The following is a 25,508-nucleotide window of genomic DNA, read 5'->3' on the forward strand; positions in this document are numbered from 1 at the left end:
GTCAGGTATGACTCAAGTTCGCTGTGAGCACTGTTTTTTGTCAGTAGATGTTCCGCCACTTGCCCATCGGGAACGTGCGCTGTGTCCGCGCTGTGGAAATCAACTACTGGCGCATCGAAGGCATAATACGAGTCTTGCCCCTGCCTTTGCGATTGCTGGGTTGATCTTTCTCGCTCTGGCTTTACCCTTTGAATTTTTACAGTTTCGCGCCAGTGGTCAAACCCATGCCATGGATTTGTTTTCCGGCTTGTTGACCCTTAGTGACAACGAATATGCGTCACTGGCCATTATCACAGCGCTTGGCACCCTTGTGTTGCCAGGTGCGTCTTTAGCGGGCATTGCTTATCTGTATTTACAATATCAATATGCCAAACCGAGTTTTGTTGCCTATCGCGTGCATGTTTGGGTGCAAAGGCTATTACCTTGGAGCATGGCTGAGATATTCCTGGTCGGCACGCTAGTCAGTCTAATAAAAATCACATCACTCGCTGAGGTCTATTTTGGCCTTTCATTTTACGCTTACATTGCCTTTACCCTCTGCTCAGCCTGCACATTACTGTATTATGAGAAAACCGAGATGCATACTTGGCTCAGTGACTACTATGCCGGGCATGACATTCCTCTGACCGAAGCGCAGGCACAATTTAGTATTCAGCGTACCTGGGCGCTGTTACTCACTGCAACACTACTTTATATTCCTGCCAATATGCTCCCCATCATGCAAACCAATGTGCTAGGCGATCAACAACCAAGCACGATCATTGGAGGGGTGCGCACGTTATGGGAAGATGGCTCCTACCCTGTTGCAACCGTTATTTTTGTGGCTAGCGTATTGGTGCCTATCACAAAACTGGTAGTGTTAGCCTGGCTCAACTACTCGGTGCAACGACAGCAAGAAAATTTGACTCAACTACGAGCAATCAGCTACCGCATGACTGAACTGATCGGGCGATGGTCGATGATCGATGTCTTTGTGGTAGCTATTTTGGTTGCATTGATCCAACTGGGTAATACATTATCCATATACCCTGGTCCGGCAGTGCTGGCATTTTGCGCTGTCGTGTTTATCACAATGTTAGCTGCTATGACCTTTGACAGTCGATTAATATGGTACCGTTACACTGATGACAGATCTTAATACCAGCCAAAGTGCCGCGGTAAAACCGGCTGCTAAATTCTCGAAAGTGTGGTTTATTCCACTCCTTGCCCTATTAATCGGGGTTTGGATGGTGTTTCAACAATGGGCAAATCAAGGCCCGCTGATCACCATTGAGTTAGACTCGGCCAGTGGTATTGAAATTAATAAGACGCCGATCAAGGCACGTGACTTAGATGTCGGCATGGTTAAGAAGATTGACCTTAAACCTGATTTGGACGGGGTTATCATTACCGCCCGCATGGACAAATCTGTCGCTGACCTATTGACCACTGATACTGAGTTTTGGGTGGTATCTCCGCGCGTATCCTTCAGTGGTGTGTCAGGATTAAATACCCTGCTGTCCGGTAGCTACATCGCCATGGAGCCTGCAGAAAATGGGCAATCCAGAACCGACTTCATTGGCTTGAGCCGCCCCCCCGTGACACCGCCAGGAACACCCGGTCTGCATGTTACCCTCAACAGTGCTGACGAGTTTGCATTTAAAGAAGGCGATCCCATCATCTACAAAGGATTTAAGGTCGGCGAATTTGAAGACACCTTTTTTAATGTTGAAGAACGTGTGGTGTATTACAACGCCTTTATCGAAGCGCCCTATCACAAGCTGATCACTGAAAACACCCGATTTTGGAATGTCAGTGGCGTGCGCTTTAATTTAAGCTCCACCGGCGTAAGTGTCGAAACTGGGAGTTTAGAAACCTTATTGACCAATGGTGTCACCTTCGGCATTCCTCCCGGCGTTGCCGCAGGTGAGCAAATTACCAGTCGGGCTTATTTTGATATTTATCCGTCCTTCGAGTCGGCGGCGAGTGAGCGCTTTAAGCTGGCCGCTGAATTTTTATTGTTAATTGACGAAACGGTGCGCGGATTAACCGTGGGCGCACCAGTAGAATATCGCGGGATTGAAATAGGTGAGGTTTTGGCGATTAATATGGCCAACGCGTTGCCGGGCACAATCCTGGAAGAAGACTATGACATTCCTGTCTTGATTAATATTTATCCGGGTAAAGTGCGTCAACCCGATAATCAACAAGGTTTAGAGTTTGTGCGGCGACAAATTAATCATTGGGTGCAACAAGATTTGCGCGCCACTTTGCGCATGGGTAATGTGTTGACCGGTGCGCTATATGTCGACTTACAACACGTTGAAAACGCGGTGCCGGCGGATACGGTCAGATTGCTTGGCTACGACGTTATCCCAAGTGCTTCTGACGAGTTCACCCAGATCACACAAAAAGTCGATGCCCTGCTGAATAAACTCAATGGTGTTCCGCTGGAAACGTTAGCCAATGACATTCGCCGCGTTATCGACGACATGTCTGCCACGGCAGCCTCCGTAGCACAAACCAGTGATAACTTTAATACTCGGATTAACGAGCTTGACATAACTGCAATCAATCGTTCGATAGCGCAAATCAGTCAACAACTACAAGCCCTAATGGCTGACTATTCGAATGGGTCACGTTCCTATTCAAACATTAATCAGAGCCTACGCACCTTGCAGCAAACGCTCAAGGATATGCAGCCAGTGTTGCATCAACTGAATGAAAAACCCAATGGACTAGTATTTGGTGATAACCTGAGCGCGGATCCGCAGCCGCAAAGGAAGGATAATGAGTAAAGTATTTCAGTTCAGTCTGCTGTGCGCCTTTTTGTTACTGCAAGGATGTGCGTCGCAACCGATCACCTTAAACTATTACAAGCTAGATAGCGCAGAAGATCTGAGTAACGCAACCAGCCAACCGAACCGGGCAAGCATTATAATCCAAGCGGTTCTTTTAGCCGAACATTTGCGCGGGCGTAATCTGGTTATGCAACAATCGGATTTAACGCTGTCCTTAGCGACCAAGCACCTCTGGGCAGAGCCCTTAGAAGATGATTTTGGCAAGCTATTGGCGCGCAAAATGCGCGACTCAGGCCAATTTGATGCTTATTACGCCCCCTCAGCACAGTTCGAGCTGAGCAATACTCAACACCGTATCAATCTGGTGATTGAACATTTCATTCCCATCGCTAGCGGTGACGTGGTGCTGAGTGGTTATTGGTATGCGCAAGCTGCCGATGACCTTGCCCCGCAGCGTTTTTATTATCGGCAGGCGCTGACCCAAGACGGCTATACGCATGCTGTCGCACAAATGCGACAATTGGTGGCCCAATTAGGCAACGATATAGCGCAAACATTACTCGTATCAACAACTGCAGGTGAGCCGTAGTTTTTATGTTGGAATTTATCCGCCGCCACTTTAATGATTACGTAAACGCAGGCTGCTCAGATGCGTTCGAAGAAGATACAAACCGCCGCGTCGTAATCGTTAACTTGTTCGCCTTGGTCGGCAGCAGTATTACCTTTTTGCTCTTCGTTCGCGCAGCTTTTGCCGCTGATTGGGTGCTTGCGACCTCACTTGCCGCCGCCAGTTTCCTGTTCTATGCCACCCGTTTGCTGCAAGTAGTGAGACCCAACCGCTTCTACCAAATTGTTTCAGCGACCGTCTTACAATGCTGTTTAATGGTGCTTACGCTATATCTAATAATCAGCGGAGGCAACAATAATACCGGACCATTGTGGGTGTATCTTGTGCCGCCGGTTTGTATGTTCTTAGGCGGCTTTAAGCGTGGGTTGATCGCCACCATAGGGTTTACCGGTTGTGTTGCCTTTGTGTTGTTTTTCCCCAACGATGCGCTTTTAGCAACGCAGTACACCTATGAGTTCAAAACCCGTTTACTCTACTCTTTTATGACCATTATATTTCTGTCGGCACTGTATGAGTACAGCCGTGAACAGAGCTTTGCGGTAGTGCGTAAACTGCGCGACGAATTTGAAGAGCAGGCGCTGCACGATCAATTAACTCAATTGCCTAATCGCCGTAATTTAAATGAGCAGTTAAAACATGAATACCAGCGCACAGTAAGAGATGGGCAGGCCTTCTCAGTATTGTTGGTTGATGTTGATCATTTTAAACAGATCAATGACAACCTCGGCCACGATGCCGGCGATGAAGTGTTGTGTCGCTTGGCTGAACGCTTTCAGCAAGTGTTGCGATCGCAAGATCTAATTGCGCGCTGGGGTGGCGAAGAATTCCTCTTTTTATTGCCCACAACTCCAGTGACCAGTGCCGCAGAAGTCGCAGAAAAAATACGCGCGTTCATCGCGAGTCAACCGGTGTGGCAAAATCAACGCCCCGTGACGGTTACCGTTAGCATTGGTGCTGCTGAAGTGAACGCTGAAACCGGCATTGACGAAGCGATTAATCTTGCCGACAAGCGGCTTTACCTCGCAAAACAACAAGGCCGTAACAAAGTTGTGTGGGAATAGTTTATCCGAGATTATGGTCAGCAGCTTTGGTCTTCAATAATGATTTTCAACCCACCGTATGGTGGCCCAAGGGGGCCTGTTTTATCATACTAAAATAGGCGCTTTACCACGACGACTTGGCTTGATTTGGACAATCGAGGGATAAATTCCGTCTATACTAAATCTATTCCATATTAAATATTGCCCCAAGGGTGCAGTGTTGCACACTCTAATGACAAAAATTTAATAACAGTTCGTTACATTTGATTGATCGTTTTTTTTTATCAGACAGTTAGTATAGGAGCTGGAATTAACTCACTGAACATGCACTGCTATGAATAAAACATGGATTAAAGTTGCCGTCCCGATTTTGATATTAATCGTCGGCCTTGGCGTTAAATTTAGTATCGAAGCCAGCGCGCCAGAAGAGCCTGAAGAGGCACAAAAAGACACCCGTCCGACAGTGCGCATTCAAATGCTCAACGCCATAGACTATACCGTTACAATCGAGAGCTTTGGTGAAGTCGCTCCGCTTGAATCCACCCGTTTGTCGGCGCAAGTCTCAGGTGAAGTCGTCGCATGGAACCCTAATTTTGTGCCCGGTGGTATTGTGAAGCGCGGTGAAGTTTTGTTCTCCATTGAACAAGACGCCTACGAGTCGGCATTGTTGCAAGCAGAAGCCGAATTATCTCAGGCTCAAGCACAGTTAATCGAAGAACAAGCCCGTGCCGACGTTGCCGCTAGAGAGGCGCGTGCCCTGTCATCGCAACAAGTCAGTGACTTATACCTGCGAAAGCCGCAAGTGATGAGTGCCGAAGCCCGCGTGAAGTCCGCCGAAGCACGTTTACGCATTGCCAAGCGCGACTTGGACAATACCCGCGTGACGGCCCCCTATGATGCGTTGATCGTTACCCGTGACGTCGGTGTTGGTCAGTTTGTACAGACGGGTGCCAGCGTAGCCACTTTACACAATATTGAAGTGGCAGAGGTGATATTCCCGATTGCTGGATTTGACAATGATTATTTACCCGCCACATTGGCCGGCCAACCGGCACAAGTGATCACCCGCGGACGCAACACGATTTCTCGCCGTGGCACCATCGCTCGCGACCTAGGCGTGGTAGATGAAGCCACACGCATGACCAACTTAGTAGTGCGAGTCAATGATCCATACGGACTCAACTCAGACGTTCCTGCGCTAAAATTTGGTAATTATGTGGAAGTGAGTTTCAACGGCACGGTGTTGGAGAACGTGTTTAAGATTAAACAAGACCTGATCAACAATCGCAGCGTTTGGACGTTGGATGAAGACAACAAAATGCGCAAACGCAATGTAGAAGTGATCCGCGAACAAGGCGATTTCTTCTTGGTCAGTAGCGGTCTGAATAGTGGTGAGCGGATTGTCTTAACCCTACCTGAGTACCCACAAAACGGTATGGAAGTCATCGTGATTGACGAAAAAGATCAAGCCATCAGTGGCAACGCAGAATAAAAGGCACAAAATATGAGCGCACATAACGATACGCAAAGCGGGATTATTGCATTTTTCGCGCGAAATTCGGTCGCAGCTAACCTGTTAATGGTGTTTATCATCATTATGGGCGTGGTCAGTTATTTTACTATCCAACGCCAAATGTTCCCCAACATTGAGATTAATTACATCAACGTTAGTGCGCAATACCGCGGCGCGTCACCACAGGAAATTGAAGAATCCATCCTGATCAAAATCGAGGAATCCCTCAAGGATGTGACTGAGATCAAACGGATTGTTTCACGTGCGTTTCGCAACAGTGGGCGCGTTACATTAGAGATCTTCCCAGAAGAAGACCTTACTGATGTATTAGACAAAGTGAAATTGCGGGTCGACAGTATTGCAACGTTTCCTGCTGACATGGAACCAGTAACGGTATCCCAAGTCGAGTTTCGCCAAGATGTACTTGAGATGCCCCTGGTCGGTGATCTTCCCCTATCGGAGTTAAAAGTATTAGCCAAACAGATAGAGACTGAGCTGCTACAGTTAAGCAATGTGTCTCTCGTGCAAATGGGTGCGCCTGATGATGAAATCGCCGTTGAAATCCAACCGGATATGTTGCGCAAATACAATGTAACCATTAACGATATCACCCAAGCTATCCGTCGTTACTCTGCCAACATATCGGCCGGTCAGCTGCGCACCGATTCAGGGATTATTTCTGTGCGCGTTGAAAATCAGTTTTACAGCGGTGAAGAATTCCGTCAGATCCCAATAAAAATTGGCGACAATGGCGCTCGCGTGCTGTTAGGCGATGTCGCGATTGTGACTGATGGATTCACCGAAGGTGAGCGTTACTTCAAATACTCTGGGCAAAACGCCATGTGGATGGCTGTAAAAGCCACTAAGAATCAAAACATGATCCCAGTGGCAGAGAGTGTTAAGCAGTATATCGAACAACGTAATAAAACCTTACCCGACGGCGCCCAACTAAAAATCCTCGTGGATATGACGTATTACCTTAATGCGCGCCTGGATATGATGCTAAGCAACCTGTTTCAAGGCGCCATATTAGTGGCCCTACTACTAACGATATTCTTGCGCTTCCGTTTAGCGTTTTGGGTAATGGTAGGATTGCCCGTGTGTTTCCTTGGTGCCGTAATGATGATGCCAGTGTTTGGTGTTAGTATTAATATCCTTTCGCTGTTCGCGTTTATTATGGTGCTAGGTATTGTGGTCGACGATGCCATAGTGATTGGAGAGAGTGCCTACACCGAGATAGAGAGTAAGGGCGGTGGTGTCGAAAATGTCGTGCGCGGCGCCAAACGAGTGGCAACTCCGGCAACATTTGGGGTGTTAACTACCATTGCCGTTTTCGCACCGGCGACCATGAGCTCGGGCCCTGAAGGCGCATTCTTTTATAATATTTCGGTGGTGGTAATTCTATGTCTGGTGTTCAGCTTAATTGAATCCAAACTAATACTGCCGGCCCATATTGCGCATACCAAATTCCCCCCCGTCAAACCCGACAGCTGGCGAGCACGTTTTAATAAGCGCTTTTTTGGGTTCGTTAACGGTACCTATAAGAATTTCATCGCCCGTTGTCTGGAGTGGCGTTGGGCCGTGTTAATGACCTTTATCGCCTTGTTAGCGGTTAGCATTGGGTTGATCAATGCTAATTATGTGCGCACTGTCCCCAACCCTAAAGTGCCGCATGACTTCCCCAGTGTGCGCATCGAAATGAACGAAACGGTTTCAGACACGGCGACTATCGAAGCATTACAAACCATTGAAAACGTGATTTGGCAAATCGAAGAAGACACTATTGCAGAGCATGGCTCAGGCATGATTAGAGACTTGCTCGCGTTTAATCAGGGCCGCACCGAAGCGCGCATTGTAGTGCCCTTAGTGCACGAAGATGAGCGCCCATTTGATACCTTTGAATTGGCACGTCGTTGGCGTGAGGCTATTCCACCCATCCCCGGTATGAAATCTTTTGTGGTACAAGATGATGTGAATGGCGGTGGTGACAATGGTGAATTCGGTTACTTATTATTTGGACCGGATCTAAAAACCTTAAATGCCGCCGGTCGTCAGTTCATTACCCTACTACAGCAGCAAGAAGGTTTGTTTGATATCAGCTCTACCATCGACCCGATGAGCAAAGAAATTCAAATGACCCTCAAACCCGTGGCGTATGATCTTGGTCTAGACCTTGCCAATATCGCCAATCAGGTCGGCACCAGCTTTTTCGGAGGCGAAGCCCAGCGCGTGATCCGCAATGGTGAGGAAGTGCGCGTTATGGTGCGTTATCCTCGCTTGACCCGTGAACAGTTTGCGTCACTGAAATACGCAGTGATCCGCACCCCTGGCGGTCGCGAGGTGATGCTTGGTGATGTGGTTGAACTGAGTGAAAATCCAGGGATCAGCTACATTCGTCGCGAAGCTGGTTATCAAAGCGTGTACGTTTGGGGCTCGATTGATGAACGTTTAGTTGAACCGAATGAAGTGGTTGAGGAAATCAAAGAGAATCTGTTGCCTGAGTTGTTTAAACAATTCCCTGGGGTTAAAACTGAACTGGGCGGTGATATTAAAGAACAGCAGGCACAGCAAAACGAACAATTGATGTTCTTTATTGCTGGGATGATCATGGTATATATCCTCTTGGCCGTACCGTTGAAGAGCTATGGTCAACCTTTAATCATCATGTCGGTTATCCCGTTCAGTTTAACCGGAGCTATTTGGGGGCACTTCCTCTTTGGCCTTGATCTGAGCATGATGTCATTCTTCGGACTCATTGCAGCAGCGGGTGTTGTTATCAATGATAGTTTGGTCATGACTGACTTTGTCAATCAGCGCCGCGCACAGGGTTATTCTATCCGTGAGGCTGTGCTTGAGGCGGGTTGTGCGCGTTTCCGGGCAATTACGTTAACCTCTATCACAACTTTTGCGGGCGTGTTGCCTATCATGTTTGAAACCAGCTTACAGGCCGCATTCGTAATACCAATGGCGGTTGCGCTCGGTTTCGCAGTCATGTTTGCAACCTTAGTAACCTTAATACTGGTGCCTTGCTTGTATTTGATTTTACTCGATTTCGCCAGACCCTTTGCAGCAGTGAAAGCACGCTTTAAGCGTCGTAAAGACGCGCAAGAGATTTCACTGACGCCAGCGTCAAGCACTTCCAGCGATTGATATCAACGCTAATGGATCAAGGGTGAAGCTTGTGCGGCTTCACCCTTTTTTATGCGTCTAACTCACGCGCTATGCAGCCCTTCCCTGATTAATTTCACCTGATTTGGGATCATGCGTAAATATCACAGCTAAAGCATTGATCAACAACGCTCTTTAAGCTGTAATCAAAGAGCGCAATCAGAAAAAGGCCGGGACAATGAAACAACGCTGGATGGATTTTGTCATCAACCACCCATGGTGGGTGCTCATATTCAACCTCGTCACCATTGCTGCACTGACGGTTGGTGCGCAAAATCTGTATTTTAGGGGTGACTACAAAGTTTTCTTTCAACCTGACAACCCTCAGCGTGTTGCCTTTGAAGATATGCAAAACATTTTTAGTAAGAATGAAAATGTATCACTGCTGGTCACGGCGTCGGGCAATTCAGTATTTACCCCTGAAACCCTCGGCTTGATCCACCGTCTCACGGAAGCCGCATGGCAAACGCCTTTTTCAACCCGCGTCGACTCAATGAGTAATCATCAACACACCTATGCTGAATATGATGATTTGATGGTTGAAGACTTAATTGCCGATCCGGCGCAATTATCCGCTCAGGCAATCGCTAAAATCCAACGTATTGCGTTAAGCGAACCCTCAGTAGCAGGGCGCCTGGTAGCGGAAGATGGATCGGTGGCGAACATCAATATTACGGTGCAGCTGCCCGATGGCGATCAGACTCAAGAAGTCACAACCATCGTGAACTTTGTGCGCGAATTACGTGCCGAGTATGCACGCGAATATCCCGACCATCAGTTCTATCTAACCGGCATGGTCATGCTGAATAACGCTTTTCAGGAATCCGCAAACAGTGATGCTCAGACGCTCATACCGTTAATGTTTGGCGTCATTGTCGTGGTCATGTGGTTGTTATTACGCTCAATAGTTGCCACCCTTGCGACATTACTCGTAGTGGGGTTTTCCATTGCGGCAACCATGGGTTTTGCTGGCTGGACGGGCTTTTTCCTCAGTGTTTCTACCGTCAATGTACCGACCATGGTTATGACGCTAGCGGTGGCTGACAGCATCCATGTTATTGCATCTATGCTTTATGCCATGCAACAAGGTAAAAGCAAAGCGGAAGCCATTCGCTATAGTCTGGACATCAACTTAATGCCAGTGGTTATTACCAGTGTGACTACTGCCGTAGGCTTCTTAACCTTAAATTTTTCTCAGGTTCCAATCTTAAATGATCTTGGCAATCTTAACGCATTCGGAATGCTATTAGCTTGTTGGCTGTCATTAACATTTTTACCTGCCCTGTTAATGCTCATGCGGATCATCCCACCCCCTATGGCTGCGCAGAAATCCACTTGGACCGATAGCCTTGCTAATTGGGTCATTAGCCACTACAAGCGGATCTTGCCATACAGTGCCATTGTTTTTATTGCGGCTATTGCTCTTGCATTTACCAATGTACTTAACGACATCGCCATAGAGTACTTTGATACGGATAATGAATTTCGCCAAGCATCCGATTTTCAAACCGCAAAAATGGGAGGCATGTCCACCGCTGATTTCGCTATTTATACCGATGAAGCAACGAATATTAATCGCCCCGAAAATCTCATTGCCATTGATGCGTTCGCTAATTGGTTGCGCGCCCAACCTGAGGTAGTGCATGTCGTTTCCATAACGGATACGCTAAAACGCTTAAATAAAAACATGCATAACGATGATCCAAACAAATATCACCTGCCAAACGATAAGGAGCTGGCGGCACAGTATTTACTACTATTTGAAATGTCTCTGCCCTATGGCCTTGACCTCAACAATCAAATTGATATCGACAAATCAGCCACACGTATCATGGCGACGCTGCAGAATTTGGGGAGTAACGAATTTATCGCCTTTGAACACCGCGCATTGCAATGGTTCGCCCAACTCGCACCCGAGCTAAGGATCACCGCAGCTAGCCCACCATTAATGTTTGCGCATGTCGGTGAAGCCAATATGCGCAGCATGATTAACGGAACCACAATCGCGTTGCTGCTGATCTCTGGCTTGCTCATCTTTGCGTTACGCTCCCTGCGCATGGGTCTTATCAGCCTGCTCCCGAATATGCTACCGGCAGGTATTGGCTTTGGTATTTGGGCTCTTATCTCTGGGCAAATCAATATGGCTTTAGCCGTCGTGTTGAGTATGACCTTGGGTATCATTGTTGACGACACCGTACACTTTTTAAGTAAATATAATTATGCTCGACAGCGTGGTGATAGTGCCGAAGACAGTGTACGATACGCATTCAATAGCGTCGGTCGAGCTTTATTGATTACAACGGTCGTATTGGCGCTCGGGTTTGCAACCTTAACGCTTTCAAGCTTTGCGCTGAATGAAGACATGGGCTTGTTAACCAGTATCATAATCGTCGTGGCGCTTGTGGTTGATTTAATCTTCCTGCCTGCCGCCTTATTAGTATTCGACGGCCGTCACACTGCACCTGCAAAAAACTCACTTGAGGGATCGCGTGGATAAAAAAGAGTTTGTCCAGATACGAAAGTTCATCGTTCGGCTGGGTAAAATGTTACATAAGTATGGTACCCCAGCCTTTCGACTGGAAGCACACCTGATGGAAGTATCTACCTACTTAGGTGTCCATGCAGGCTTCGTGTCAACCCCTACATCGTTAAGTGTCAGCATCTGGAGCGATAAGCATGAAGAAGAATATAATCATGTCGCCCGTGTGCAACCGGGTGATCTTGATTTAGGCTCGCTGTCGCGCACTGATGAACTGGTTAACAAGCTGTTGAGCGGCGAAATGACCTTACAGGAAGCCGACCAGCGGTTGAGTGAAATCGACATATTACCCGAGTTTTATCACCCCATTATTTCATGCATCGCCTTTGGTTTATCCACCGGAGCCTTTGCTGTGGTTATGGGGTCATCAATGGATGATTCTCTCGCTGCGGGTGCTATTGGCCTAATCATGTATTTGTACACCCGCTGGGCGATGCGTAGTAAACGTGTAAACCTCATGCTTGAACCGGCAGTCGCCATGATTGCCGGATTGTGTGCTTGTGCTATCAGCAGTTTTATCGATCCTGCGATTAATATTCGTTTGGTAGTGCTATCGTCGATTATTATTTTCGTGCCCGGATTAGCTTTAACCATTGGCTTAGCCGAACTATCCGCTCGCCATGTGGTATCAGGCACAGCGCGGGTTATGGATGCACTGATGCAACTGTTTAAGCTGTATTTTGGTGCTTTTCTTGGCATCGCGCTGGGGTTTTGGCTGTTTAACGAAGTGGAAATGACCCCCACGCAACCGATGCCGAAATGGGCCGTATTTGTGGCTGTGTTGGTCCTATGTTCGGCCTTGGTGGTAATTTTCAAACTGCGCCTGAAACATGCGCCCTGGGCTATCACCTGCGGCTTTATCGGGTACTTTGGTACTTTCTGGGCATCTAAGTATTTGGAATTCGGCTTGGGCACCTTTGTTGGCGCGTTCGCGGTTGGCGTTTTTGCCAATTTATTCACCCGCATCGCCAATGCCCCCGCCAGTATCGTTTTGATGCAGGGCTTGATTGTGTTGGTCCCAGGATCTAAAACCTATATTGGCTTAAACTCGTTTGTTTCGGGGCAGGACTTTGTGCAAACCGAGCACATCGGGCAAGAAACCTTCGTAATTTTTATGTCTTTAGTGGCAGGACTGATTTTCGCTAACGTTTTGATGCCAACCAAGAAAGCATTATAAAAAGCTGATTTCTTCCAACAGTGGTGCCATAGCCTGAGAGTGTAATCAACTCACCACTGGACAATTTGGATGCTGGTTTAATTTACCGCGCAAACTTCACAGTGTTCGCGCGGTTTAACATCAAAACTCGTCCACTCACTAAAACGCGCGTCAAAGTGCAACATCCGATTGACTAATGGGCTCGCATAATTAGCAAGGATTTTAATCGCTTCTAACGCTTGCATTGAGCCAATGACGCCAACTATGGGTGACATCACACCAGCTTCAGCACAACTTAATGTAACCGGCTTGAGGTGATCACTGAGGCATTGATAGCAGCTACTTTGTTCAGCAGGCAGCACACAAAATACTTGCCCTTCCATACGAAGGGCCGCCCCAGAGACCAACGGTTTGCCAGTATGATACGCCACTCGATTGAGCTGCTGGCGGGTTTCGAGATTATCACTACAATCTAAAACCAAGTCATAGCCTTGCGCGAGTTCCATCAATTGCGCCTCAGACTGACGCTGCTCTAGGCATAACACTTTAAGCTCGTGATTCAACTGGCGCAGGCGGGTTGCGGCAGATTGAACCTTAGTGCAGCCAATGGAATCTTCAGTATGCAGCACTTGACGTTGCAAGTTGCTCAGCTCAACCTGATCATCATCAATGAGTAACATCTCACCAATGCCTGCAGTGGCTAAATATTGTGTTGCAGCACACCCCAACCCGCCTAGCCCAACAATCATCACACGACTATTTAGTAGCGTCTCTTGGCCAGCAAAGTCAAAACCTGACAACATGATCTGGCGGCTATAACGCATGGCTTGGGCTGTGGTGATTTCTGGCATTGGTTGGTGCTATGTGTAAAGCAGAATATGTAGTTTGAGTGTAACCATTAATTCGGGCAGAGAAAACGAAATGCACGTGCAAAATTACCAGCAGGATTACTTCGGGCATCCTGCCCTTCGCCCTGCGGGCCGTGCTGCGCAGGTTAAAAAACAAAAACCCCGCATTAGCGGGGTTTGTGTTTTGGCGGAGAGAGAGGGATTCGAACCCTCGATACGCTATTAACGTATACACACTTTCCAGGCGTGCGCCTTCAGCCACTCAGCCATCTCTCCGAAATTGGGAATTAGTTTTAAAGCGCGCGTATAGTAGGGAAAACTGCTTGGCTTATCAAGCATTACCTTTGACTTTTAGCTTTAGCGCCGCGGCAAAATCCAGCATCCGGTTTAGCGGTTTCATAGCCTCGATACGCAGACTCTCAGCAACGTGAATTTCATGCTCTGCATGATTCCCCGTTAAGGCACTGTAAATGGCCTCTAAGCCATTCATCGCCATCCACGGACAGTGCGCACAACTTTTACACGTTGCACCATTACCGCTGGTTGGTGCCTCGAAAAAGGTCTTATGAGGCGCTAGTTGCTGCATTTTGTAAAATATACCGCGATCGGTCGCTACGATGAACTTGTCATGCGGTAACGCTTGCGCAGCATTAATTAACTGCGTGGTTGAACCAACCGCGTCTGCCATTTCAACGACGCTAGCGGGCGATTCTGGGTGGACCAAAATAGCCGCATCGGGATGAACATGACGCATGTCTCGTAACGCCTGCGCAGAAAATTCGTCATGCACAATACACTCACCATCCCACATTAGCATATCGGCACCGGTTTGCTTTTGAATGTAGCTCCCAAGGTGGCGATCAGGTGCCCAAATGATTTTTTCACCATTAGCGTCCAAATGTTCCACAATCTCTAACGCTATGCTTGAGGTGACTACCCAGTCGGCACGGGCTTTTACCGCTGCTGAAGTATTCGCATATACCACTACCGTATGATCAGGATGGGCATCACAGAACTCGGCAAATTTGTCAGCTGGACACCCTAGGTCCAAAGAACAAGTTGCCTCTAACGTTGGCATTAATACCGTTTTCTCTGGGCTCAGAATTTTCGCGGTTTCGCCCATGAACTTTACCCCAGCGACGATCAGCGTTTGCTGCTCGGCATCGCGTCCAAAGCGCGCCATTTCCAGCGAGTCAGAAATACAGCCGTTAGTTTCTTCCGCTAAGGCTTGAATTTCCGGATCAGTATAATAATGCGCCACAAGAACCGCATTCTTCTGCTTTAGCAGTTGCTTGATCTCAGCTTTCAGAAATGCTTCCCGCTCAAGCGTCAGTGGCTTAGGTTTAGCAGGAAAAGGATATGAAGTTTCATCTATACGAAGCGTTACAGCCATAATACCGTTCTATGTGTGAGTCCAGAAACAAAACTGGGGGATTATACAAGAGTGTCATAATAATTTCACATGCGAGTTGTATTACTATCAAATTGGGATTATGGATTACCCAAAGTGGCAACAAACTAACCGTTGGCTGGCGGACGAATATGGGTTAATTGGCGAGTTAAAGCATTAACTGTAACGCTGGTTTATAACCCTGCAGTAACGGGTTCATTCTTGGCTATCTAACGGGGTTTTGATCAATCGTTAATGGTGGGTCGTGCTGGATTCGAACCAGCGACCAATTGATTAAAAGTCAACTGCTCTACCAACTGAGCTAACGACCCTTAACGATTTTTTACTTTACGAGGGGCCTTGAATGGTGGGTCGTGCTGGATTCGAACCAGCGACCAATTGATTAAAAGTCAACTGCTCTACCAACTGAGCTAACGACCCATTCAAGTGCCTGCCAAGCTGAGGTTATCTCGGTACTCGGCAACGGCGGCATATAATACTTATTTCCTTGCGCGGTGCAAGATAAAATTCAGGAAAAATGCAACAAAAGGCCCCTTTCCTGAATTACTGTTCAATAAGCATACAAAAGGTGTAGACGAAACCGTCAGTTAACCACCTAATTGTGATAATCGGCTATCCGCAAGCTTACGCGCTGAAGAATCGGGATACTCCGCGACCACTTGATTAAACTTTTGCCGCGCTAACGCAGCATTACCCAAACGCTCGGCGATAATGCCCATCTTCAGCAAAGAATCCGCACGCTTACTACTATCTGTGAAGCGCTCGACGACTACAGCAAACTGCTGTTGCGCATCCGCCCACTGCTGTTGATTAAACAACAGCTGCCCTAACCAATAATGTGCGTTAGCGGCATACTGGCTATCCGGATAGACTTGAATAAATGCCTGAAACGCAGGGATAGCACGGTCGTAATCGCGTTCCTTGAGGATCAAGTTAACCGCAGCTTCATAGGCATCAGTCTCGTTGTCCGCACTGTTCGCAGGTAAGTTCACTGGTGCAGTTGTCGGACTGTTTGCAACGTTGCTGGTTGTCGCGCTGTTGCCAGCTGGAACGGCTGTTTTTAACGCTTCAACACGCTTATCAATCTCAAGGTACAGCTCACGCTGGCGCTCGAGGATTTTTTCAAGTTGATGGGTGTGTAGTTCTACCGCACCGCGTAACTCGTCGACTTCTTGTTGCATCATATCCAGCTGCGATTGAAACCGCTGCTGACTTTCGGTGCGTGAATCGACAATGCGCTCTAGCGCTGTTAGGCGGGCTTCAATATCGCTAGAATTAACATCAACAACCGGCGCCTGTGCAGCAGCGGCTGCACTGGCGACGGATAGTAGACTAGCTAATAAAAGTCGTTTGCTGGTCATTATTGATATACAACAACACCACGACGGTTTTGTGCGAATGCATACTCAGTAGCACCCATCACGGCAGGCTTCTCTTCACCGTATGACACTACACTGATTTGTGAGCTGCTGACGCCGGCATTCAACAAATACGTTTCAACCGCTTTGGCACGACGCTCACCCAACGCGATGTTGTATTCTGGCGTACCACGGTTGTCGGTGTGCCCTTCAATCACTACTGATTGACCGCGATTAGCAATCAAAAACTCTGCATGCTTCTTCAATACTGGAAGAAATTCCGCTTTTACAGTAGCCCGGTCAAAATCAAAATAGACTGTGCTGTCATTGCGCAATGCTTCAAGTTGCTGCTCTGCCATTTCTTCAGCTTTAGCTGCACGATCAGCCGCTTCTAAACGAACACGCTCTTCTTCAGCAGCACGAGCTTGCGCTTCAGCCGCTGCTTGCTCTTGCGCAACACGGTTACGCTCAGCTGCAAGTTCTTCTTCGCTTGGGCCTGATTGACAACCCATAAGCGTGACCACAGGCAATGCGAGGACTAGTGTTCTCATAAACTTGTTCATTTGCATTTTCTTTTCCTTATTGTGTGTAAACGTTAAAACAGAAAGGGTGACCAGCTTGGCGATTTCACCTGACCATTTGCAGCAGGTAAGCGCGCTTTAAAGCGTCCATCAAGTGAGACCAGTGACAACACTTGCTTACCTTGATGTAACGTACTGTATATGATCATACTTCCATTAGGCGCGATACTCGCAGACTCATCTAGATACGTACGAGTCAATACTTGGATCGCGCCATCGCTAATCCGTTGACGAGCAATATGGTAGTCTCCGTTCGTCCGGTTTACTAGCACGATATCCTCGCCATTGGGTGTCATTGAGGCGCCTAAGTTCATTTCACCCTCATAGGTTAAACGATGGACTTTCCCCGATGACAAATTTACGCGATAAATCTGAGGTTTACCACCCCGCTCTGAACTAAATATTAAGCTTTTTCCATCTGGCGCCCAAGATGGCTCAGTATCTACACTCCGATGACGCGTAATTCGGCGTAAATTACGTGTAGCAATATCCATGACATAAATTTCTGGGTTACCATCTTTAGATAGCACCATGGCCATCTGTTTGCCGTCTGGCGAAAAGCTGGGCGCACCGTTGATACCAGGAAAGTCAGTCAAACGTGTGCGGCTGGTGGTATAAATATCTTGAATATAAATTTGTGGCCGACGATTTTCAAAACTGACATAAGCAAGCTTGTCGCCATCTGGCGACCATGCCGGCGACATTAATGGCTCAGGCGATGATAATAGGCGCGTCTCATTGGCCCCATCATAGTCCGAAATCACTAACTGATAAGGTAATTCAACTGTCTCGCGGTCACGTACAATGACATACGCCAAACGGGTTAAAAAGGCGCCACGTTCACCCGTCAACTTCTCATAAACCGCGTCACTTATCTGATGGGCGTGTCGCCGAAAGCCTTTACCATCAATAATCGATGTGCCACGCGCCACAATATGATCGTTGCTATATTGCAACGCTCCATCAACTAGCATTTGTGCATTACCGCCGGTGATCTGCCCGCGCAGCACGTCAATCAACTCATAGGAAACACGGTAACGGTCCACTGACTCCATTTCGATACGCCCGACCAAAATCGTATCCACCCCAGTCGCTGCCCATGAGGCATAATTAACTTCATCATCAGTCGCAGGAAACTGCGGCATGGTGCTCATGGCGATAGGGTTAAACTTGCCGCTACGACGCAGGTTATTGGTGATCACTTGGTCTAAATTTTCTGGCAAAAGCCCCTCGCCTTGCCATTTAAATGGCACCACGGCAATGGGGCGCGCCGCGTCTACGCCCTCAGTAATGATCAGTTCTAACTTAGCAAAGGCTGCTGTGGCCACTAACCACAAACCTAAACCCAATCCCAACGTTTGTTTTTTCACAATTTCACCCGTAAGTTAAAATCTTTGAGTTGTTGATAAACCTCAATGTCATCTGACATAGGCAGCTTGTCTGGCCGCAATGCAGCTTGTCTGGACGCCCGACAAAGCGCGGGATCGCCTTCGAGAATGCTGACCTGCGTCACCAATCCACTACTCGCCATGCGGATATTCAATAGACAAGATTTCCCGCGAAAACTATCATCTTTATACACGTACTGTTGAATTGCACTGGTGATCAACGCCTGATAGCGCTCGACTTCCGATAGCACCTGCTGTGATCGTCGTTGTGCCTGCGCAGCTTGCTCCTGTGCTAACTGTTCTTGCATGAGTCGTTCCAACGCTTGTTGTTCTTTGCGCTGTTGCTCCTGACGCGCCTTCTCCTCGGCCTCACGCTTCTTGCGCGCCTCTTCCTGACGTTTACGTTCAGCAGCTTCCTGTGCCTTTCGTTCTAATTCACGCTGCTCGGCACGGGCTTTTTCTTCGCGTTGCTTGCGTGCTTTCTCTTCAGCCGCGCGGCGTTTCGCTTGCTCTTGTGCTTGGCGCTTACGCTCGGCCTCGCGCTGTTTTTCTTGCTCGGCTGCAGCAGCTGCCGCGGCTGCCTGTTGCCGATCATAGATTTCTTGCGCGTCAATAAAGGTGGCTTGGATCACAGGGGCGGGTTGAGACATCGGCACAATCGACTCATGGCCAAACGCCACACTCAACAGCAACACCAAGGCGATACCAAGATGTAAACCGAGAGATTTGAGTAATGACTGACGGTCTTCACTGAGTTTCATGCGAATGCCGCTACTCTTAACCTTCAACCGGATCGGTCATCAAGCCAACGGATGGCACGCCCGCGCGCTGCAACAGTACCATGAGCTGGATCACATCATTGTATGGCACGGCACCGTCGGCTTTTACCACGACCGGTGTTTGCGGTTGCTTTTGCAATTGCGCAGCCACCAAGGTAGCGAGATCAGCCGCGGTCATAGCCGCTTCTTCATCTTCACCAATATTCAAGTAATAAGCCCCGTCAGCATCAATCGATGCAATGATCGGTGGGTTATCTTCCTGTTCAATTGCATCAGCGTTGGCATCGGGTAAGTCAACCTTTACGCCTTGTGAAACTAATGGCGCTGTGACCATGAAAATGATCAACAGCACGAGCATCACGTCAATGTAAGGCACCACATTGATTTCGGAAACCGGGCGACGACGCTTGCGTACATACATAATGGTGGCCCCGATTAGTTAGTTGAGCTAGACGCCAAGGCTTGACGGTGCAGAATGGCAGAGAATTCCTCCATAAAGATACCGTAATTGTTTTCCAACTTTTCAACCTGATTACTGAAACGGTTGTAGGCGATAACTGCAGGGATAGCTGCAAAAAGACCAATCGCGGTCGCAATGAGTGCTTCGGCGATACCTGGCGCAACCATGGTTAACGTGGCCTGTTGCACTTGCCCCAGCGCAATAAACGCATTCATGATCCCCCAGACCGTGCCGAACAAGCCAATATAGGGGCTAATGGAACCCGCTGTGGCCAAGAACGGTAAGCGGTTTTCCAGACTGTCAATTTCGCGCGACATGGCCACACGCATCGCGCGATACGTGCCATCGACAATGGATTGAGTTGCGACATTGGCGCTTTTGCGCATACGCACAAACTCTTTGAAACCCGCACAAAAAATACTGCCCATACCATCAACCGACTGGCGGGCTGATAATTCTTGATAGAGTTTATTTAGGTCCGCGCCGGACCAAAATTTATCTTCAAAATTGACCATCTCTGCGTTGGCCCGCTTGAGTGCTGCATTGCGCTGAAAAATGAAGGCCCAAGAGACAATTGAAATGGTCATCAGTAGCAACATAACCAGTTGCACTACAAGACTTGCCTGTAAAAACAGGCCGATAAACGTCATATCAGTCGACACGCGTTATTTCCCCTAAAATAGCACTCGGGATCCGCATCGGTTTCATTGCCGATAGATCCACACAAGCGACTTTTATTGTTGCTTCAGCCAATCGCTGTTGCGTTGGCCCTTTTATTATTTGCTTGAACACCAAGCTAGCGCCCTTGCAGTTTACTAGTTCAGTACAAATACTCAATAGCTGGTTGAACCTAGCAGGCGCAAGATTATGCATTTCAACGTGTTTGACGACAAAACCCACTGATTGTTCCAATAAATCATCTTGTTCAAAGCCGATTTCACGCAGCCACTCTGTTCTAGCGCGCTCAAAAAACTTGAGATAATTGGCATAATAAACGATACCACCCGCATCAGTGTCTTCGTAATAAACTCTGAGCGGCCATTCATGTAAGGTTCTGGAATTCTTATTCATAATTAGATTTTCGCATACGGAAGATGAATCACTTAATCAAAGACAGTGGCCTGACCACCCATACAAGCCAAAGAAAGTAAGACTTAACTATTATTTAAAAAAACAAACAAATTATTAACACATTAGTTTTTCTAATCTTTTAGCGAATTATTTCTCAATTGTGCATATCCTTGTTGCCTATATAATGCGCGCATCTGTCACCAAGACACCCTGTTTTTTTGTTGACATGAGTTCCCTGGATTTTATTTCCTTCCTTAAACACTTGTTGTTTATTTGCCCGCTCTCTGAGCGGGCTTTTTTTTACCTACTCGTCGCTTCGATTAAAGCCAAAGTGCTGGTAAGCACGCTGCGATGCAATGCGACCGCGTGGGGTGCGCTGCAAAAAACCTTGCTGGATTAAAAAAGGCTCGAGCACATCCTCAATGGTATCTTTCTCTTCACCAATTGCGGCAGCGAGGTTATCAAGCCCGACTGGACCACCATCAAATTTATCGATGATCGCCAGCAAAAGCTTGCGGTCCATATAATCAAAGCCTTGCTGATCAACATCGAGCATGTCGAGCGCTGCAGCAGCGACAACAGTGCTGATCTCGCCACTGGATTTCACTTCCGCGTAATCACGTACGCGCCTGAGTAGACGATTGGCGATACGAGGAGTACCCCGTGAACGTGCTGCAATTTCGCGCGCTCCTTCAGCTACTAGAGGCATATTGAGGTATTCTGCACTACGCTGAATGATGGCTGTTAGGTCCGGAATATTGTAATACTCCAAACGCTGAACAATGCCAAACCGGTCACGCAGCGGCGAGGTTAAACTGCCCGCTCGTGTGGTCGCTCCGACCAATGTAAACGGTGGCAATTCCAGTTTAATGGAGCGCGCAGCAGGCCCTTCGCCAATCATAATGTCGAGTTGGTAATCTTCCATGGCCGGATACAGCACCTCTTCAACTACAGGGCTTAACCGATGAATTTCATCAATAAACAAGACATCGTTTTCTTCTAAGTTAGTCAGTAGTGCAGCAAGATCACCGGCTTTTTCTAATACTGGGCCAGAGGTGGTTTTTATGCTCACCCCCATTTCATTGGCGACAATATTCGCCAAGGTAGTTTTACCTAAGCCAGGCGGACCAAAAATTAATAAGTGATCGAGGGCGTCGTTGCGTTTACGTGCTGCTTCAATGAAAATTTCCATTTGCTCGCGCACATGGGGTTGACCAGCGTAATCCGCCAGTAACTTTGGCCGAATAGCACGGTCAATAACTTCATCTTCGGCACTGCTAGTGGCGTTGATGATCCGATCTGCTTCTATCATGCGATCTCCTTACACCATGCTACGCAGCGATTCACGGATCAGTGACTCACTGCTCATATCTTCTTGATAAACGGCGTTGATAGCTTTGCTGGCTTGTGCGGGCTTATAACCGAGCGCAATTAAGGCACTGATGGCTTCTTCCTTGACGTCAGAAACGGGTAATATCGTACTCGAGTCAGCATCACCGACGTTAATCGGTGGCGGTCTTTCAGCACTTCCACCGAGCTCCAACTTAGCCAATTTATCGCGTAATTCAATCACTAAACGTTCAGCGGTCTTTTTACCCACACCGGGCAATTTAACCAGTGTCGAAACATCTTCAAACTGCACGCATTGCATAAACTGACGAGCACTCATGCCGGACAGTATGGTCAATGCTAACTTGGGTCCCACGCCGTTGGCTTTAATCAATTCACGAAACACAGCGCGTTCGCTTACGTCCATAAAACCATACAGTAATTGTGCATCTTCGCGCACCACAAAGTGGGTATAAATCGTTGCTATCTCACCCACATTGGGGAGCTCATAGAAACACGTCATGGGTAGTTGCACTTCATATCCTACGCCATTCACATCCAACAATATGTCGGGGGGTTGTTTAACTAATAATGTTCCGTGTAATCGACCGATCATGTACTTTTTACCTAGTCATTTATCGTAACCGGCCACGCACCGTTTTGGATGCATGTCCTGACAGCCGCACAAGACTTTGTGTGGTATGCGCATGGCACATGGCCACAGCCAAAGCATCAGCCGCATCACTTTGTGGTGTAGCATTAAGCTTGAGCATCTGCGTCACCATGTGTTGTACCTGTGCTTTCTCGGCACTGCCGCGCCCTACCACAGCTTGCTTTATCTGCCGAGCAGAGTACTCAGCAAATGGTAATTGTTGCTGCGTAGCAGCCACTATCGCAGCCCCTCTGGCTTGCCCCAACTTGAGCGCTGAGTCGGGATTTTTTGCCATAAATACTTGTTCTATTGCAAACTGAGTTGGCGCAAATTCAGCAATAATGGCACTAACCCCACAAAAAATCTGGTCGAGTCGATTATCAAGCTCGCCACTGACCCGAATACAACCGCTGCCGACATACTGTAATTGGTTATTCTGGTAGCGTAACACACCATAACCAGTGACGCGTGAACCCGGATCGATACCAAGTATAATCACACATGCTCCGGCACAAATTGAGCTATCGCAAGGCGATTAGTTTCTGACCACACCCGCTTAATAGCCGTTTCTTTTGCCAACCATTGATAAGCGGAATGTTCACTTAACCGGATTGGGGTTGCACTATCAATCATTAACGCAAAGACATATTCGGTGTTGGTCGTCACGCCTGGCGGATAGCGATACAGCCAACGTTCACGGATCTTAAATTGATTGACGGTATGACAGTCTTGAATACGCAATTCCGCCGGATCAAGCGTTATGCCCACTTCCTCTGCAACCTCGCGGTAAGCCGTTTGAATCGGTGCCTCGTTTTCTTCAACCGTACCGGTGACTGATTGCCAGAAGTTAGCATCGTCGTTACGTTGCAACAGCAACACCCGACCTTGGTGGTCATAAATAACCACCAACGCCGATTCGGGTCGCTTCAGTTCAATCAAGTGCCGATTAATCCTGCGACTCTTGCGTTTGCACAGTGGTGATACCCAACTCTTGCAATTGCGCTGGATTTGCGGCTCCTGGAGCATCCGTTAACGGACATGCAGCAGTGGTAGTTTTAGGGAACGCCATCACATCACGAATCGAGGATGCTCCCGTCATCAACATCACCATTCGATCGAGGCCAAAAGCTAAACCAGCATGGGGTGGCGTGCCGTACTTTAACGCCTCAAGTAAGAAACCAAACTTAGTTTGTGCTTCTTGTTCATCAATGCCCAGCAAATCAAAGACCGCCGATTGCATTTTTTCATCAAATATCCGCACTGAACCACCGCCGAGCTCAACGCCATTCAATACCATGTCATAAGCATTGGATAACGCATTAGCAGGGTCTGCTTTTAGCTCTTCTGGTGTCATATCACGAGGTGCCGTAAATGGGTGGTGTAAGGCATGGTATTGACCATCTACAGCCTCAAACATCGGAAAGTCAACCACCCATAGCGGTTTCCAGTCGCCAGCAAGTAAACCTAAGTCCTCACCAAGCTTCAAGCGTAATGCGCCTAATGCCTCGGTCACTACAGTCGCGTTATCAGCGCCAAACAAGAGTATATCGCCGTCCTGCGCTTGGGTGCGTTCGATGAGCGCTTGAGCAACCTCTAGACCCAAAAATTTAAACACGGGAGATTGGATCCCTGACTCGCCTGCCGCCAGCTCATTGATTTTCATCCATGCCAGTCCTTTAGCGCCGTAGATACCGACGAACTTAGCATAATCGTCCAATTGCTTACGCGATAGCTGTGCGCCACCCGGTACACGGATCACGCTCACACGGCCAGCAGAGTCATTTGCCGGCCCACTAAATACTTTAAACTCAACATCTTTGACCAAGTCTGCCACATCCACCAATTCGAGTGGATTGCGTAGGTCCGGCTTGTCACTGCCGAAGCGCTGCATGGCTTCGGCATAACTCATGCGCGGAAAGTCACCTAAGTCGACATCCAACAAAGACTTAAATAACTGCCGGATCATATCTTCCGTAATTGCCATCACACCGTCAGCATCAAGAAACGTTGTTTCAATATCGATCTGAGTAAACTCTGGTTGACGGTCTGCACGCAGGTCTTCGTCACGGAAGCATTTAACGATTTGATAATAGCGATCCATGCCAGACATCATCAGTAACTGTTTAAACAATTGTGGTGATTGCGGTAACGCAAAGAACTCGCCTTTGTGGGTCCGGCTGGGTACTAAATAATCGCGTGCACCTTCAGGTGTTGCTTTCGTTAATATTGGCGTTTCAATATCCAAGAAACCATTGTCTTCCAAATAACGACGTACAAAGGCGGTTACCTTTGAACGGAACAACAGACGTTGAGTCATCAGTGGACGACGTAAATCTAAATAACGGTAACGTAAACGTTGTTCTTCGCTATTTTCTTGGTTGCTATCCAGTGGTAACGGCGCTGAGGCGTTGAAAACCTTGATTGATTTACCCAAAACTTCAATCTCACCCGTACGCATGGTTGCGTTAACCTGCCCTTCAGGCCGCGCACGCACACGCCCGCTGATTTCAACACAAAACTCATTCCGCACTGTGTTGGCAGTCGCAAAAACATCCGCCACATCTGGATCAAATACCACTTGGACAATGCCTTCGCGATCGCGCAAATCCAAGAAGATTACGCCGCCTAAATCGCGACGTTTGTTTACCCATCCACACAACGTGACGGTTTGATCCATATAGTCTGCAGTGATATTACCGCAATAATCAGTGCGCATTTGCATTCCTCAAAAAAACAATAAGCGGCGGCTCTAATAGCAAGGAGTAGTTGGGCCACCCGAGAGTTAACATCGATGAAAAATTTGACGC

At 47.9% G+C, this 25,508-nt stretch carries 22 protein-coding genes and 3 tRNA genes; 8 read left to right on the forward strand and 17 right to left on the reverse strand.

Annotated elements, in window-relative coordinates; genetic code table 11:
• Positions 1-37 precede the first annotated feature (37 nt).
• The 8 genes from AC121Z_RS10775 (at position 38) to AC121Z_RS10810 (ending at position 12,845) form a co-directional block, all read left to right on the forward strand.
• Complete coding sequence (locus AC121Z_RS10775) at positions 38-1,138, forward strand: paraquat-inducible protein A (protein ID WP_498124033.1); 1,101 nt, start codon at positions 38-40, stop codon at positions 1,136-1,138.
• Positions 1,125-2,777, forward strand: a complete 1,653-nt coding sequence (pqiB, locus tag AC121Z_RS10780) for an intermembrane transport protein PqiB (RefSeq protein ID WP_498124034.1) — start codon at positions 1,125-1,127, stop codon at positions 2,775-2,777. The genes AC121Z_RS10775 and pqiB overlap by 14 nt, the downstream gene beginning before the upstream one ends.
• Positions 2,770-3,369: a PqiC family protein gene (locus AC121Z_RS10785; RefSeq protein WP_498124035.1), complete on the forward strand. Its 600-nt coding sequence runs from the start codon at positions 2,770-2,772 to the stop codon at positions 3,367-3,369. Before pqiB ends, AC121Z_RS10785 begins: the two co-directional genes overlap by 8 nt.
• Positions 3,370-3,374: 5 nt before the next feature.
• Positions 3,375-4,469, forward strand: coding sequence for a GGDEF domain-containing protein (locus AC121Z_RS10790; RefSeq protein WP_498124036.1), 1,095 nt, complete (start codon positions 3,375-3,377; stop codon positions 4,467-4,469).
• Between the two features lie 313 nt (positions 4,470-4,782).
• Entirely contained in the window at positions 4,783-5,940 is a 1,158-nt protein-coding gene (locus tag AC121Z_RS10795) for an efflux RND transporter periplasmic adaptor subunit (protein WP_498124037.1), read from the forward strand.
• A gap of 12 nt (positions 5,941-5,952) precedes the next feature.
• Positions 5,953-9,111, forward strand: a complete 3,159-nt coding sequence (locus tag AC121Z_RS10800) for an efflux RND transporter permease subunit (RefSeq protein ID WP_498124038.1) — start codon at positions 5,953-5,955, stop codon at positions 9,109-9,111.
• 196 nt (positions 9,112-9,307) lie between these two features.
• Positions 9,308-11,626, forward strand: a complete 2,319-nt coding sequence (locus tag AC121Z_RS10805; protein WP_498124039.1) for an efflux RND transporter permease subunit — start codon at positions 9,308-9,310, stop codon at positions 11,624-11,626.
• Entirely contained in the window at positions 11,619-12,845 is a 1,227-nt protein-coding gene (locus tag AC121Z_RS10810) for a threonine/serine exporter family protein (protein ID WP_498124040.1), read from the forward strand. The genes AC121Z_RS10805 and AC121Z_RS10810 overlap by 8 nt, the downstream gene beginning before the upstream one ends.
• 77 nt (positions 12,846-12,922) lie before the next feature.
• On the opposite strand, the gene AC121Z_RS10815 is transcribed toward AC121Z_RS10810, so the two are convergent.
• The 17 genes from AC121Z_RS10815 to aspS form a co-directional block, all read right to left on the reverse strand.
• A complete protein-coding gene (locus AC121Z_RS10815) occupies positions 12,923-13,675 on the reverse strand; it encodes a HesA/MoeB/ThiF family protein (protein ID WP_498124041.1) in 753 nt (250 codons plus the stop codon).
• A 182-nt stretch (positions 13,676-13,857) separates the two neighbouring features.
• A tRNA-Ser gene (locus AC121Z_RS10820) sits at positions 13,858-13,948 on the reverse strand.
• A 55-nt stretch (positions 13,949-14,003) separates the two neighbouring features.
• Positions 14,004-15,065, reverse strand: coding sequence for a quinolinate synthase NadA (gene nadA / locus AC121Z_RS10825; RefSeq protein ID WP_498124042.1), 1,062 nt, complete (start codon positions 15,063-15,065; stop codon positions 14,004-14,006).
• A 253-nt stretch (positions 15,066-15,318) separates the two neighbouring features.
• Positions 15,319-15,394: transfer RNA gene (locus AC121Z_RS10830), tRNA-Lys, on the reverse strand.
• Between the two features lie 33 nt (positions 15,395-15,427).
• Positions 15,428-15,503: transfer RNA gene (locus AC121Z_RS10835), tRNA-Lys, on the reverse strand.
• Positions 15,504-15,670: 167 nt separating this feature from the next.
• Positions 15,671-16,444 (reverse strand): tol-pal system protein YbgF, encoded by a 774-nt coding sequence (ybgF, locus tag AC121Z_RS10840; protein WP_498124043.1) that lies wholly within the window; start codon positions 16,442-16,444, stop codon positions 15,671-15,673.
• Positions 16,444-17,010 (reverse strand): peptidoglycan-associated lipoprotein Pal, encoded by a 567-nt coding sequence (gene pal / locus AC121Z_RS10845; protein WP_498124044.1) that lies wholly within the window; start codon positions 17,008-17,010, stop codon positions 16,444-16,446. Before pal ends, ybgF begins: the two co-directional genes overlap by 1 nt.
• Before the next feature lie 26 nt (positions 17,011-17,036).
• Entirely contained in the window at positions 17,037-18,392 is a 1,356-nt protein-coding gene (tolB, locus tag AC121Z_RS10850) for a Tol-Pal system beta propeller repeat protein TolB (protein ID WP_498124045.1), read from the reverse strand.
• Positions 18,389-19,171: a cell envelope integrity protein TolA gene (gene tolA, locus AC121Z_RS10855; RefSeq protein ID WP_498124046.1), complete on the reverse strand. Its 783-nt coding sequence runs from the start codon at positions 19,169-19,171 to the stop codon at positions 18,389-18,391. The genes tolB and tolA overlap by 4 nt, the downstream gene beginning before the upstream one ends.
• A gap of 16 nt (positions 19,172-19,187) precedes the next feature.
• Complete coding sequence (gene tolR / locus AC121Z_RS10860; RefSeq protein ID WP_498124047.1) at positions 19,188-19,610, reverse strand: protein TolR; 423 nt, start codon at positions 19,608-19,610, stop codon at positions 19,188-19,190.
• A gap of 14 nt (positions 19,611-19,624) precedes the next feature.
• The gene (gene tolQ, locus AC121Z_RS10865) at positions 19,625-20,311 is read right to left on the reverse strand and encodes a protein TolQ (protein WP_498124048.1); all 687 of its coding nucleotides are present in this window, start codon (positions 20,309-20,311) and stop codon (positions 19,625-19,627) included.
• The gene (gene ybgC / locus AC121Z_RS10870) at positions 20,301-20,720 is read right to left on the reverse strand and encodes a tol-pal system-associated acyl-CoA thioesterase (RefSeq protein WP_498124049.1); all 420 of its coding nucleotides are present in this window, start codon (positions 20,718-20,720) and stop codon (positions 20,301-20,303) included. The genes tolQ and ybgC overlap by 11 nt, the downstream gene beginning before the upstream one ends.
• 304 nt (positions 20,721-21,024) lie before the next feature.
• Positions 21,025-22,032, reverse strand: a complete 1,008-nt coding sequence (gene ruvB / locus AC121Z_RS10875; protein WP_498124050.1) for a Holliday junction branch migration DNA helicase RuvB — start codon at positions 22,030-22,032, stop codon at positions 21,025-21,027.
• Positions 22,033-22,041: 9 nt separating this feature from the next.
• On the reverse strand, positions 22,042-22,665 hold the full coding sequence (ruvA, locus tag AC121Z_RS10880; RefSeq protein ID WP_498124051.1) for a Holliday junction branch migration protein RuvA: 624 nt from the start codon (positions 22,663-22,665) through the stop codon (positions 22,042-22,044).
• Between the two features lie 19 nt (positions 22,666-22,684).
• Positions 22,685-23,200: a crossover junction endodeoxyribonuclease RuvC gene (gene ruvC, locus AC121Z_RS10885; protein WP_498124052.1), complete on the reverse strand. Its 516-nt coding sequence runs from the start codon at positions 23,198-23,200 to the stop codon at positions 22,685-22,687.
• Positions 23,197-23,637: a dihydroneopterin triphosphate diphosphatase gene (gene nudB / locus AC121Z_RS10890; protein ID WP_498128219.1), complete on the reverse strand. Its 441-nt coding sequence runs from the start codon at positions 23,635-23,637 to the stop codon at positions 23,197-23,199. The genes ruvC and nudB overlap by 4 nt, the downstream gene beginning before the upstream one ends.
• Positions 23,638-23,647: 10 nt before the next feature.
• On the reverse strand, positions 23,648-25,417 hold the full coding sequence (gene aspS, locus AC121Z_RS10895; RefSeq protein WP_498124053.1) for an aspartate--tRNA ligase: 1,770 nt from the start codon (positions 25,415-25,417) through the stop codon (positions 23,648-23,650).
• Positions 25,418-25,508: the final 91 nt, after the last annotated feature.

Source organism: Alteromonas sp. DYW1 (assembly GCF_059752595.1).

Coding starts and splice junctions, on each gene's coding strand:
- ybgC (WP_498124049.1), bottom strand. CDS start 20,720: ATGAATAAGAATTCCAGAACCTTACATGAATGGCCGCTCAGAGTTTAT.
- AC121Z_RS10785 (WP_498124035.1), top strand. CDS start 2,770: ATGAGTAAAGTATTTCAGTTCAGTCTGCTGTGCGCCTTTTTGTTACTG.
- AC121Z_RS10815 (WP_498124041.1), bottom strand. CDS start 13,675: ATGCCAGAAATCACCACAGCCCAAGCCATGCGTTATAGCCGCCAGATC.
- AC121Z_RS10805 (WP_498124039.1), top strand. CDS start 9,308: ATGAAACAACGCTGGATGGATTTTGTCATCAACCACCCATGGTGGGTG.
- ybgF (WP_498124043.1), bottom strand. CDS start 16,444: ATGACCAGCAAACGACTTTTATTAGCTAGTCTACTATCCGTCGCCAGT.
- tolR (WP_498124047.1), bottom strand. CDS start 19,610: ATGTATGTACGCAAGCGTCGTCGCCCGGTTTCCGAAATCAATGTGGTG.
- pqiB (WP_498124034.1), top strand. CDS start 1,125: ATGACAGATCTTAATACCAGCCAAAGTGCCGCGGTAAAACCGGCTGCT.
- AC121Z_RS10800 (WP_498124038.1), top strand. CDS start 5,953: ATGAGCGCACATAACGATACGCAAAGCGGGATTATTGCATTTTTCGCG.
- AC121Z_RS10790 (WP_498124036.1), top strand. CDS start 3,375: ATGTTGGAATTTATCCGCCGCCACTTTAATGATTACGTAAACGCAGGC.
- ruvB (WP_498124050.1), bottom strand. CDS start 22,032: ATGATAGAAGCAGATCGGATCATCAACGCCACTAGCAGTGCCGAAGAT.
- aspS (WP_498124053.1), bottom strand. CDS start 25,417: ATGCGCACTGATTATTGCGGTAATATCACTGCAGACTATATGGATCAA.
- tolA (WP_498124046.1), bottom strand. CDS start 19,171: ATGAAACTCAGTGAAGACCGTCAGTCATTACTCAAATCTCTCGGTTTA.
- pal (WP_498124044.1), bottom strand. CDS start 17,010: ATGCAAATGAACAAGTTTATGAGAACACTAGTCCTCGCATTGCCTGTG.
- ruvA (WP_498124051.1), bottom strand. CDS start 22,665: ATGATCGGTCGATTACACGGAACATTATTAGTTAAACAACCCCCCGAC.
- nadA (WP_498124042.1), bottom strand. CDS start 15,065: ATGGCTGTAACGCTTCGTATAGATGAAACTTCATATCCTTTTCCTGCT.
- AC121Z_RS10795 (WP_498124037.1), top strand. CDS start 4,783: ATGAATAAAACATGGATTAAAGTTGCCGTCCCGATTTTGATATTAATC.